Origin of the sequence: Lactiplantibacillus sp. DA1, from assembly GCF_032681335.1 — a bacterium.
GTDB lineage: Bacteria > Bacillota > Bacilli > Lactobacillales > Lactobacillaceae > Lactiplantibacillus.
The window spans coordinates 45,658-58,364 of sequence record NZ_JAWHTQ010000001.1 but is presented as its reverse complement, the minus strand read 5'-3'; the positions used below and the strand labels follow the sequence as shown (position 1 = coordinate 58,364).

The window sequence follows — 12,707 nt, the reverse complement described above, 5'->3', positions numbered from 1 at the left end:
GGACTAGCTGATGGCGGACAACCCCAACACAATGACCGTTGAGCGAGCAGCTGATGAAGCGGCCGCTTTACGGCAAACGTTAAATGAATGGCGTCGGCAGTACTATGACGAAGATGCGCCGAACGTGGAAGACAATGTCTATGATCAAAAGTATGAACGGTTAGTGGAACTTGAGCAAACCTTTCCACAACTAGTTACACCGGATTCGCCGACCCAGTTAGTCGGTGGCACGGTTAAATCAGGCTTTGATAAAGTAACTCACGAGATTCCAATGTTGTCACTGGGTGACGTCTTTTCACAAGCTGAATTGCAAGAATTTGTAGATCGTTTGGAACAAAATGTCGGTCATCCAGTCGATTATAATTGCGAGTTGAAGATTGATGGATTAGCACTCTCATTACGTTACGAAGATGGCGTGCTCGTTCAAGGATCAACGCGTGGTAACGGTACGGTTGGCGAAGATATTACGACTAATATTAAGACAATCAAGTCAATTCCCCAGCGCTTGACGCGACCACTGACCATTGAGGTACGTGGCGAGTGTTACATGCCGAAAGCGGCGTTTGCTGCCTTAAACGAACGGCGGGAAGCGGCGGGCGAGCCGGTCTTTGCCAATCCGCGGAATGCGGCGGCTGGAACCCTAAGACAGTTGGATTCACGAGTTGTGGCGGAACGCCAATTGAGTACATTTATGTATAACGTTGCGGATTATGAACCATTGACAGCGCGGACTCAGAGCGAGATGCTGACAGAATTTGCTGATTTAGGTTTTGCAATCAATCCAGATTTTAAGGTGGCCCATTCGATGGCTGACGTCTTTAGTTACATTGACCATTATCAAAATGAGCGACCAGAATTGGCTTACGGTATTGACGGCATCGTGATTAAAGCTAATCCGTTACCGTTACAACGCTCGCTGGGTGCGACGGTTAAGGTCCCACGCTGGGCCATTGCTTATAAGTTTCCACCTGATGAACAACCAACCCAGTTAATCGACGTTGAATGGACCATTGGACGGACGGGCGTTGTTACACCTACTGCTGTGATGGAACCTGTTCAATTGGCTGGGACGACCGTTGCCCGAGCTTCCTTACACAACCCCGATTACGTGGCGGCGAAGGATGTACGTATCGGGGATACTGTCTTACTGCATAAAGCGGGTGATATCATTCCCGAAATCTCATCGGTTGATCTAACTAAACGACCTAAGGATGCCCAACCGTTAGTTATTCCAACGAATTGTCCGTCCTGTGACGCACCACTGGTTCATTTGGAGGACGAAGTGGCTTTGCGGTGTATTAACCCGAAGTGTCCTGCTCAAGTCCAAGAAGGATTGGTGCACTTTGCTTCCCGCAATGCGATGAATATTGATGGTCTCGGCCCGCGGATTATTGCGCAACTGTACGCCAATCAGTTAGTCAGTGATGTTGCCGGTCTATATCGGTTAACTAAGGAACAACTCTTAACATTAGATAAAATAAAAGATAAATCTGCTGAAAAGCTCTTGACATCAATTGACCGTAGCCGTGATAATTCACTTGAACGGTTATTGTTCGGTCTTGGTATTCGGCACGTCGGTGCTAAAGTGGCGCGCTTAATTGCGCAACATTTTGGCACGATCGAAGCGTTGATGGTGGCTAGTCAGGAAGAAATTGCGGCGATTGATTCAATGGGTGACGTGATTGCTAACGCCGTGGTACAGTACTTTGAAAGCGACGAAGTGCATACGTTAATCAGTGAATTGCAAGCGGTCAATGTGAATACCACGTATCAGGGCCCTAGTGCCACCGTGGCAGCCGATAGTAATAGTTGGTTTGCAGGTAAGCGGGTCGTCTTAACGGGTAAGCTGGAAAGCTTTACCCGGCCAGATGCGACTCAGTGGCTACAAGCCCACGGCGCCACGGTAACGGGGAGTGTCTCGAAGAAGACGGACCTCGTGATTGCAGGTAGCGATGCCGGAAGTAAGTTGCAAAAAGCACAGCAGCTGGACATTACCGTATGGGATGAAGCCCGGTTCAGCGAAACAATGAGGGAGGATACACAAGCGTGAATGTCAAACGCATACGCACGATGGGTCTAGTAGCAGTGGCTGCCATTGTTCTAGCCGCCTGCGGTAATTTAAAGAATTCGTCCTTTGGGTCGACTAGTAGTAGTACGACAACGACTGGAACGAAAACAACGACCACCACTGGAACTGCTGATAGCGAGTTCTATCAAGGGGTGATCAAAAATGGCCGTTATCGGACGAGTAAGTCCCGAGGTGTCGTCGTCTCACAAAACGATAACGTCATGAACTTGAAGAGTTTTGAAAGTGGCTTATTGGACGTGTCTAAAAAAGTCTTTCCAACGAGTAAATACGTCTTCCAAGAAGGTCAATATTTAAGCTCATCGACGGTGGAAAATTGGCTTGGACGTAAATCAAGCAGTAATTCAGAAGGATTGAACCCGGAGAATAATGGTAAGAAGGATCCGAATACCCGGAATCCAATTTACTTACAACAACTTGAAGAACAAGATTACATGGTTCAAAATGGCAGTAAGCTGTCACTTGGTGGTGTAACAATTGGCTTGGGAATGAACTCGGTCGATTATTATACGAAGGTTGAGTATGGCGCCACTTATGAAACCAACATTTCAACGACCGAGTTAACGGCACAAGGTAAGAAGATGGCCAATACTGTCCTGCAACGCCTACGTCAACGCTCAGCTTTGAAGAACGTGCCAATCGTGCTGGCACTTTATAAGCAGTCTTCGAATGATAGCTTAGTTGGTGGTGACATGATTGCTTATGCCGTCTCCAAGAACGGTTCAACTTCGATTTCGAACTGGACGTCGTTGAACTGGAAGAATTATGTCTTCCCAGCGACCTCTGAATCGAAGAACTCGGGTGCTAATAGTAATGATGAGTCGGACTTTAGTCAGTTTAAGTCCCATGTTCAAAACTTCTTCCCGAACTTGTCTGGCGTAACAGCGAATGCTCATTACAAGGACAAGTCGTTGAGTAAATTAAGTGTTAACATCACGACTAAGTTCTATAGTGAAACGGAAATTATTAGTTTTACGCAGTACTTAGCCACGGCTGCTAAACGTTATTTACCATCCGGTGTACCGGTTGAAATTACGGTTAAGAGTGCCAATGGTAATATTCAAAGCTTTTTGGCCAGAACAGCGAAGGGCAGTTCTTATTACACCCATGTCTTTAGTGACCAGGGCGACGATTAATTAAATTATATTTAGTAAGATTTGAGAAAGAAGGAAATCTGATGGCTGAAGAACGAATTAATGCCGAACAAGTCCAACACGTTGCGAGCTTGGCTAAGTTGGAGTTTACACCAGACCAATTAGCGATGTTCACACCGCAACTAGAAAAAATTATCGGCATGTTCGAAGAATTAAGCACGGTTGATACGACGGGCGTACCCGTAACGTCACGGATGAGTGATCATACGAATACGCTACGTGAGGACGTGGCGGTTAAGAGTGATGAAGCACTCCGGGAAGCATTGCTGAAGAATGCCCCAGAAACAGCCAATGGCTTGATTAAAGTGCCAGCAATTATTGATGAAAGTGGGGACGGTGAATAATGACTTATTTCGACCAAGATCTAACTAGTCTACACGCTGACTTGGTAGCCAAGAAGATCAGTGCCACGGAACTAGCGAAGGCCACTTTTGCTAATATGAATCAGGTTGACCCTAAGCTAGGGGCGTTCTTGAATTTAAATGAAGCGCAAGCCTTACAACAGGCTACTGTTTTGGATCAAAACGGCATCGACGCTAGCAACCTCTTTGCTGGGATTCCAGTGGCAGTCAAGGATAATATTGTGACGAAGGATCTCACGACGACGGCGGCTTCTAAGATGCTAGCAAACTTCGTGCCGGTCTATAACGCAACGGTTGTTGACAAGCTATTGAACAGCAATGCGTTGATTGTTGGTAAGACTAACATGGATGAGTTTGCGATGGGCGGTTCGACTGAAACGTCGGCATTCCACGTAACACGTAATCCTTGGGACATCAGCCGGGTGCCTGGCGGTTCTTCGGGTGGTTCTGCGGTTGCGGTGGCTTCTGGTCAAGTGCCGGTTGCGTTTGGCTCTGATACGGGTGGTTCAATTCGGCAACCTTCTTCATTCAATGGTATTGTTGGGATGAAACCAACGTATGGTCGGGTTTCACGCTGGGGGCTCATTGCCTTTGGGTCCTCATTGGATCAAATTGGGCCGATGACACGGACGGTCAAGGATAACGCGGCCGCTTTGAATATGATTGCGGGCAACGATGTGCATGATACCACGTCATCCAAGCAAGCTGTGCCAGACTTTACGGCCGGTTTGACGGGTGATATCAAGGGTATGAAGATCGGGTTACCAAAAGAATATATGGGCGATGGCATCGATCCTAAGGTTCGTGAAGTCATTCAACAAGCAGTCAAGCAGTTTAAAGACTTGGGTGCCACGGTTGAAGAAGTCTCCCTACCAAATAGTCGCTATGGTGTGGCTGCTTACTATATCATTGCTTCTTCAGAAGCTTCCTCAAACTTACAACGGTTTGATGGGATTCGTTACGGCTTCCGGGCGGACGATGTCAAGAACTTGGAAGACGTCTATGTTCGTAGTCGTTCAGAAGGTTTTGGTGACGAAGTTAAGCGCCGGATCATGTTAGGGACGTTCTCCCTCTCAGCTGGCTATTATGATGCTTACTTCCACAAAGCGGGCCAAGTTCGGACGATGATCATTAATGACTTTAATAAGGTCTTTGAAGATTATGACTTAATTATGGGACCAGTTGCGCCAACCCCAGCTTTTAAGTTAGGTGACGAATTATCTGACCCAATCACAATGTATATGAACGACGTCTTGACGATTCCAGTCAACTTAGCTGGCTTGCCAGGGATGTCGGTACCAGCTGGGTTTGCAGATGGGTTACCAGTTGGCTTGCAATTAATTGGTAAGGCGTTTGACGAAAGTACGATGTATCAAGCGGGCTATGCCTTTGAACAAGCAACGCAAGTTTACAAGCAAACCCCGAAAGTTGGAGGTGCTAACTAATGAATTTTGTAACCACGATTGGTTTGGAAGTCCACGTTGAGTTAAAGACCAACTCCAAGATCTTTAGTCCTTCACCCGTGCAATTTGGTTCGGAACCAAATGCCAACACGAACGTGATCGACTGGGGATATCCCGGGGTATTACCAACGCCTAATAAGGGTGTGGTCGAAGCTGGAATCAAAGCAGCGACAGCTTTGCACGCGAATATTGAGCACCATACGTACTTTGACCGGAAGAACTACTTCTATCCGGATAACCCAAAAGCTTACCAAATTACACAACATGAAAAACCGATTGCCCATGATGGGTGGATTGAAATCGAAGTTGATGGTAAGAAGAAAAAAATCGGTATCGAAGAGATGCATATCGAAGAAGATGCCGGGAAGAACACCCATGAAAATGATTATTCCTATGTCGATTTGAACAGGCAAGGGACGCCGTTGATTGAAATTGTGTCCAAGCCAGATATTGCCTCGCCAGAAGAAGCTTATGCTTACTGTGAAGCATTACGGCAACGAATTCAATTTACGGGTGTTTCGGATGTTAAGATGGAAGAAGGGTCAATGCGGGTTGACGTTAATATTTCGATTCGACCAGCGGGTTCTGATAAGTACGGCGTCAAGACCGAAATGAAGAACTTGAACTCCTTCAACTATGTTCGCAAGTCACTGGAATATGAAGAACAACGCCAACAACAAGTTCTCATGGCTGGTGGCAAGATCCAACAAGAAACGCGGCGTTTTGATGAAACAACGGGCCAAACGATTTTGATGCGGGTCAAGGAAGGTAGCGATGATTACCGTTACTTCCCAGAACCTGATATTCCAGCAGTCGATATCGATGATGACTGGATTGCGACCGTTAAGAAGACCATTCCAGAAATGCCTGGTTCGCGGCGTGAACGTTACATCAATGAATTTGGTTTGACGCCCTATGATGCGGGTGTGTTAACCCAGACTAAGGAAATGTCTGACTTCTTTGATGCAACGGTTGCTCAGGGTGCGGATCCTAAATTGGCTTCAAACTATTTGCAAGGGGACGTTAACGCGTACTTGAACGAGCATAAGGTTGATTTGTTAGCGACTGATTTAACACCGGCTCACTTAGCCGGGATGATTAAGATGATTTCGGATGAGACCATTTCAAGTAAAATTGCCAAGAAGGTCTTCAAGGCCATCATGGCAGGCTCAGAACCGGTTCAATGGGTCAATGACAAGGGCTTAGTTCAATTGTCTGATCCGGCGAAGTTACAACCAATTGTTGACGATGTGTTGGATAATAATCAACAATCGATTGATGACTTCAAGAACGGGAAAGATCGGGCCGTGGGCTTCCTCGTGGGGCAAATCATGAAGAAGACGCGTGGTCAGGCGAACCCGAAAGTCGTCAATCAATTATTAATGACATCATTAAAAGCACGGTAAATTCGAGTAGGTCGTTGGAGTGTTGAATCTAGATGATGATTCCATGACTAGTAGTTGGTCAACGCCAACCACTGAACACCCGACCGTGTGAGCGGAGGAATAGGAAACATGCGTAAACGGGCACGACTTATTTACAACCCGACTTCTGGACGTGAGGCGTTGGCCCACGATTTAGTTGAAATTCTTGGTATTTTTGAACAAGCTGGTTATGAGACTAGCGCGTTCGCCACGACACCGGCTCCCAATTCGGCGGCCGATGAAGCGCGGCGCTGTGCCAAGGACGGGTTTGAACTGATTGTAGCAGCTGGTGGTGATGGAACCATCAATCAAGTAGTAAACGGGTTAGCTGGGTTGAAGCGGCGGCCTAAGATGGCGATTATTCCGGCGGGTACAACTAACGATTATGCCCGGGCGCTACGGATTCCACGTAATGATCCGGTTGCGGCGGCCAAGGTGGTTTTGAAAGATCAGACAGTCAAGATGGACATTGGTCAAGCTGGCGAACAGTACTTCATTAATATCGCGGCGGGTGGTATGCTAACGGAGTTGACCTATGATGTACCTTCACAATTAAAATCAATTTTTGGGTATGCGGCTTATTTAGCCAAAGGTGCTGAGTTGCTACCCCGGGTAAAACCGGTTGAGATGGATTTGAAGTATGATGGTGGCCATTACCAAGGCAAGGCATCGATGTTTTTCTTAGCACTGACTAATTCGGTGGGTGGTTTTGAACAGTTGGTGCCGGACGCATCGTTAGATGATGGTAAATTCACGATGATCATTGTGAAGACGAGTAATCTGGCGAAGATGCTACACCTGATGACATTAGTGCTCAACGGTGGTAAGCATATCAACGATCCCAGCATTATTTATGTGAAGACAAACAAGGTCGTTGCTAAGCCAGTAGATCAGGATCGGTTGATGATCAATTTAGATGGTGAATACGGTGGGGATGCACCGATGACGTTCCGTAATTTGAAGCAACACATTGAAATGTTTGCAGATACGGATCGGATTCCAGATGAGGCGATTACTGATCCAGAGTTGGAAGATGCTGAGCGACATTTTGTCTCAGCCGTTGATCAGTTGCCAGCTGCAACTGAGGACGACGAAAAATAGAATAACTTGCTTAAATTACCGTTTACCGATACAATGGTGGACGGTAATTTTTTTAAGAGCGTGGCTTTCATCGTGTGTGCTGAAGGTTTATCTAGTAAGTAAATGAATTACGATTTTGGCAATAATTTACTGGCATAACCGGTGGCATGCACGGCTGAGTTTGCACGTCTTGGCAGTTAGAATAGCAGTGCGAGCGGTAAGTTTGATGAACCTGGTTTTATAAAATACGCTGTGAAGTACCGCATCAACAAGTTGAGATACCACTAGTTGACTGGAGCAGTGGCTACTAGTCAGCAGTTAAAAATAATAAGGTCACTAACAAAGAAAGCAAGAGGAAACAAATGAAAGTTAATTTACCAGTGCATAAGGGTGAAGTCTTAGACGTCACTATCATGGATTTAACCTATCAGGGCATGGGGGTTGCCAAAGTCGATAACTACCCAATTTTTATTGAAAATGCGTTGCCAGAAGAAAAAATCACGGTCAAGGTCACAAAGACAACGAAGAACTTTGCGTTTGGTGACGTTGAAAAAATCAATCAAGTGAGCCCACACCGGGTCAATCCGAAAGGCCGCGTTTATCGGCAAACGGGGATTGCGCCCCTGCAACACTTGGAATACAGTGAGCAATTGAAGTTCAAGCAACACCAGGTAGCTGAACTATTTGCAAAAGTTCACATGGATGACGTTGAAGTTTTACCAACGATCGGGATGGCCAACCCGACCCAGTATCGGAACAAGGCGCAAGTACCAGTACGTCAAGTTCAGGGGCAATTAACGACTGGATTTTATAAGAAAAATAGCCATCAATTGATGCCGATTGAAGATTATTATATTCAAGATCCCGAAATTGATAAGGCCATTGTGGTGGTCCGCGATATTTTGCGGAAGTATCATGAAGCCGCTTATGATGAATTCCATCATAGTGGGACGATTCGGACGATCATGGTGCGTCGTGGGTATTACAGCCATGAGATGATGGTTGTGATTGTGACGCGGACGAAACACTTACCAATGGCTGACGTGGTCACACAAGAGATTCAGGCGGCGTTACCAGAAGTCGTTAGTGTGATCCAAAACGTTAATTCCAAGAAGACTAACGTGATCTTAGGGCCAGTTAACAACGTGTTAGCTGGTAAGGCCACTATCAATGATCAGTTATTGGGCTTGACATTCGCCATTTCAGCCCAATCTTTCTATCAAGTGAACCCACAACAAACTGAAAAGCTTTATCAATTAGCCATTGATCAGGCTGGTTTGACTGGTAACGAAACGGTGATCGATGCTTATTCCGGTATCGGAACGATTTCATTAACGATGGCCCAACATGCGAAGCAAGTTTACGGTGTTGAAATTGTACCGGCAGCGATTGATAACGCGCGGCAAAACGCGGATAAGAATGGTATTACTAATGCTAAGTTTGTCTTAGATAGTGCTGAAAAGGCCATGGCAAAATGGCAGGAAGATGGGATTAAGCCTGACGTGATTGTGGTCGATCCACCACGCAAAGGCTTGGATGCTGACTTTATCAAGAGTGCCGGTGAAATGGCCCCTAAACGGGTGGTTTACATTAGTTGTAATCCATCGACCTTAGTTCGGGACGTTCAACGGTTTGCGGAATATGGGTACCATATTAGTGCCCCGGTCCAACCCGTGGACCAATTCCCACAAACGCCGCATATTGAATCGGTGACGGTGTTGGAACGGGAACAGTAAGATTTTAAAATTGTTGGATTAATAAGCTTATAAAAAAGTGTGTGGGTCGTCTAATGTTCGTTAGACGACCCACACACTTTTTGAGTCATTTTGTTATTTCCAGTTCGTGAGATTAAGTTGTGACACCAATAAGGCACTAATGATTTTAGCGTTCAACGTAATATAAGGAAAATGGCCAGTAGTAGTAGTTTTAGTACAAATGCGATACAGTAGACTTATAGTTCGGAAGTTAACTTGGCGGAGTCGTTCTAATGAAATTAAATGATCTGCTAAATTCGACATTAATGATTATCAAATTATGGAAGTCTGCATTGCCCAATTGTCCGTGGGGAGGCAAGCTGAAACGCTAGAGCGAGCAATTAGTAGTCGGGGTGCTTTTCGTCGGTTGCGGTCATTAAGTGACGATTTGATTGACTAGATCAATGGTACCAGTTTGAAGAACAAGCCTATCAGAATATAGCCGTTGTTTGGTGTGATGGCATGATGTGGCTGAAGAATAAACCAAACTTTTTAAGATTGGGTGCTTGAAAAGTTTGGTTTATAGAGCAAGCTATTAGAGACCTTAATTAGTAACAATAATTGCCGAATTAAATATGTTATTTATTAACGAAAGGAATGCAGCTTAATGGCAGCGCAAGATTTACGTACCATCAAAACAAACCGGGACCTAGAAGCAGGGTTTATTCAAGCTTGTCGAATGAAACCCTGCTTCTAGGTCCCGGTTAACGATATTTGTAAAGCGGGGTTAGTGGGACGCAGTACGTTTTACCATCACTATCAAGATAAATACGCACTACTGGAACACTTAGTCACAATGCAAGCGACTAAATTTGAACAACTATTGGGGCAACGAATGACCGTATTAACGAATGATGCGGGATTAATTGCTTTATATCAGGCATTGGTTGCGGATGAAGCATTGCTTAACGTACTATTAATGATTCATACTGAGCATGCGGATTTGAGTCAGCGCTATTTAATTAGCCTACAACACTATTTAAATCCACTGCTACCAGATCTTGAGCTGGAAGTACCACGTGACTTTGTCTTACGACTTTATGCCAGTAGTGCTTTAACCGCGATAACTTGGGCGCTAGCGCATGGTGATGCGACTAATATTGCGACTTTTATGAATCGACTTGTAAAAAATATGCTAATACGGTAATGACAAGACTTGTTGATTAGTTTGAGGATCATGGTTAGCTAGTGCTGCAATACAATTTTGACGGTGGGCTTGCTCCCGTATCCATCCGAGTGAGGTAATGGCGGCTTTACGGCTTGTACAAATTCCCGGTGTCAACATCTTCTCCCAAGAAATACTAGCGTAACCGGTATCGGCCGCAAGCAAGATAAAATGCCCATCTGCTCCGCGAATCAATGTCGCAGCCATCCCGTTAGCGTGACCAGGGGTATGCACTTGTAAGACACTGCCGTCACCAAATACATCGTAGCTTTCGCCAATAGGTCCGATACCGGTTTGAGAAAAGTCGTAGGTTTGAACCTTAACACCATGCCATTCGTGCGGTAAGTAGACGAGTGGTAAGCGATTTGCGATTTGCCATTCTGGCTGAGATACAAGAATGTGTTTGGCAGTTTGCACATGCTTTAAACCGCTAACATGGTCACAATGTAGGTGACTGAGAAGCACGTAGTCTAAATCTTCTGGAGTGTATCCAAGGGCTGCTAAGCGTTCATCGATGGCCCAACCGGCTGGTAAATAACCAGTGTTGATTTGGACTTGTGGACCAAGCTCTTGCCAATTACTCTTGCGAACCGTCTTATGCCAACCGGTATCGATGAGTAATAACCCTTTAGGATGCTCAATGAGGTAACTGGAGACGGGGAGCGTTATTTGATTGCGCTCACTTCGAAATAGACCGGTGAAGGCCAGTGGGTTGCGATACTGCCCGTGGAATGGCAAAGCCTTGTCCACTTTGACAAGACCAGTATGAAGTATGTGAATTTTGATTTGTTGCGTTGTCATTTATATTCCCTCGCTTTAGTTTGAATATGGTCATTATAGAGTGGTTAGGATTAGATTCCTAGAATCAAAGGAAAGCAGTGTTGACCAATATGAGACAGGTAGTCCTCAGAATGTCTCATAAACGTGGAAATTGTTTGGTCAGTAGCTAGAGCAACTAGTTTTAATTGCTAGCTACTCGGAATTATATGAATTTAATGTTAAGCGCTGTCTTAGTTGTAATAGTTAAATAAATGAGTGGCATCGGCCAGTATTGTGACGAAATCATGAGTGGCTTCGTCTTTTGTGGTCTATTGTGAATGTGCAAATATTTAGTCTCAACTAATAAAACAGCTGATAAATAATTATAATTATCGATTTAAATAATTTAATAAATACTAGATCGTAATCAGTGTAAACTAATTTCCTACCGTTATTCTGATCATAATTGTTGTCCTTAATTAAATAATTGTATTTATTGGTCAAAAAAAACCCGCAAAACCCATCAATTGTATTAATTTCGATAAAAGTATGTATTTCATCCCGGTTTTTGATTGGTTTGGGTTATAATGATAAACGAAATAAACCGATAAATGGGGGAGCATAATGGTAAAGAGAAGAACACTGACACAGGCGAAAGTATTAGCAACAGCTAATCAGTTAATTGAGAGTAAAGGAATTAACGGGTTAACGATTCGGGATCTAGCGTTAGTTTTGGATGTGCGGCCACAATCGATTTATAATTATGTTGATAGCTTGAGTGATTTATTGGATCAGGTTGGCCTCCAATTTGTACAAAATGTTGCGGATCGGTTAACGGAAAAAATCACGGGTATTGACGGTGATGAAGCGTTGATGGCCTTTGCTCAGGAATTCCGGGCAGCTTGTGTGCATCATCGTGGTTTGGCACCGTTATTACTAGACTTAAATGACAATCTAAGAATTCCACGTTCTCGTAAGGCAATTGTTCAGTTATATCAAGATATGTTTAAGCCCTTACAGTTGGATGATTCGGCTCGAGTAGAGAATACCCTATATCGTTCCACGCTATTTGGGTTCATTATCCAAGAGATTGGTGGCTTCTTTAAGATGCAAGGTGCTGAACTTGATGAACGGTTCACGAAGGTTATGCAGTTGGCGATTGATCAGACCCATTTGCCAGCCGATGATGCAAAAAAATAATTAATAATGTAAGTAGCGACCATCTCAACGGATGGCCGCCTTTTTATTTAGTGGTGTTTGTTCAAAAATGGGAATCAGGGGGAGCTGAGCTGAAGTAAAGATGTTGGTGACGATTAGATGATGGGCGTGAGTACTGTAGTTATTGTGGCTAATCATAATGAAAAACTTAATTCTGCACGGTAAGCACCAAATTAGGGCGTTATTTTAGCCTTAGACTTGAAAAATCGTTTACAATAAGATTAAAACTAAGGATTGTGCTT

10 protein-coding genes are annotated in these 12,707 nt (G+C 44.6%); 9 read left to right on the top strand and 1 reads right to left on the bottom strand.

The window, feature by feature from the left end; all coding sequences use genetic code 11:
- Window positions 1–10 precede the first annotated feature (10 nt).
- From ligA to RXV91_RS00240, 8 genes are all read left to right on the top strand, one after another.
- Window positions 11–2,050: an NAD-dependent DNA ligase LigA gene (ligA, locus tag RXV91_RS00275; RefSeq protein ID WP_316438206.1), complete on the top strand. Its 2,040-nt coding sequence runs from the start codon at window positions 11–13 to the stop codon at window positions 2,048–2,050.
- Window positions 2,047–3,222, top strand: coding sequence for a CamS family sex pheromone protein (locus RXV91_RS00270; RefSeq protein ID WP_316438205.1), 1,176 nt, complete (start codon window positions 2,047–2,049; stop codon window positions 3,220–3,222). The genes ligA and RXV91_RS00270 overlap by 4 nt, the downstream gene beginning before the upstream one ends.
- 41 nt (window positions 3,223–3,263) lie before the next feature.
- Window positions 3,264–3,584 (top strand): Asp-tRNA(Asn)/Glu-tRNA(Gln) amidotransferase subunit GatC, encoded by a 321-nt coding sequence (gene gatC / locus RXV91_RS00265; RefSeq protein WP_003641341.1) that lies wholly within the window; start codon window positions 3,264–3,266, stop codon window positions 3,582–3,584.
- Window positions 3,584–5,047, top strand: a complete 1,464-nt coding sequence (gatA, locus tag RXV91_RS00260) for an Asp-tRNA(Asn)/Glu-tRNA(Gln) amidotransferase subunit GatA (protein ID WP_316438204.1) — start codon at window positions 3,584–3,586, stop codon at window positions 5,045–5,047. The genes gatC and gatA overlap by 1 nt, the downstream gene beginning before the upstream one ends.
- Complete coding sequence (gene gatB / locus RXV91_RS00255; protein ID WP_316438203.1) at window positions 5,047–6,471, top strand: Asp-tRNA(Asn)/Glu-tRNA(Gln) amidotransferase subunit GatB; 1,425 nt, start codon at window positions 5,047–5,049, stop codon at window positions 6,469–6,471. Before gatA ends, gatB begins: the two co-directional genes overlap by 1 nt.
- A 108-nt stretch (window positions 6,472–6,579) precedes the next feature.
- Entirely contained in the window at window positions 6,580–7,590 is a 1,011-nt protein-coding gene (locus RXV91_RS00250) for a diacylglycerol kinase (RefSeq protein ID WP_316438202.1), read from the top strand.
- A gap of 341 nt (window positions 7,591–7,931) precedes the next feature.
- The gene (gene rlmD, locus RXV91_RS00245; RefSeq protein ID WP_316438201.1) at window positions 7,932–9,305 is read left to right on the top strand and encodes a 23S rRNA (uracil(1939)-C(5))-methyltransferase RlmD; all 1,374 of its coding nucleotides are present in this window, start codon (window positions 7,932–7,934) and stop codon (window positions 9,303–9,305) included.
- A gap of 814 nt (window positions 9,306–10,119) precedes the next feature.
- Complete coding sequence (locus tag RXV91_RS00240) at window positions 10,120–10,470, top strand: hypothetical protein (protein WP_316438200.1); 351 nt, start codon at window positions 10,120–10,122, stop codon at window positions 10,468–10,470.
- On the opposite strand, the gene RXV91_RS00235 is transcribed toward RXV91_RS00240, so the two are convergent.
- Window positions 10,459–11,289 carry an N-acyl homoserine lactonase family protein gene (locus tag RXV91_RS00235; protein WP_316438199.1) on the bottom strand — a complete coding sequence of 277 codons (831 nt, stop codon included), beginning with the start codon at window positions 11,287–11,289 and terminating at the stop codon, window positions 10,459–10,461. The two genes, RXV91_RS00240 and RXV91_RS00235, sit on opposite strands and share 12 nt — an antisense overlap.
- Window positions 11,290–11,871: 582 nt before the next feature.
- On the opposite strand from RXV91_RS00235, the gene RXV91_RS00230 reads away from it, so the two are divergent.
- Window positions 11,872–12,447 carry a TetR/AcrR family transcriptional regulator gene (locus tag RXV91_RS00230; protein ID WP_316438198.1) on the top strand — a complete coding sequence of 192 codons (576 nt, stop codon included), beginning with the start codon at window positions 11,872–11,874 and terminating at the stop codon, window positions 12,445–12,447.
- Window positions 12,448–12,707: the final 260 nt, after the last annotated feature.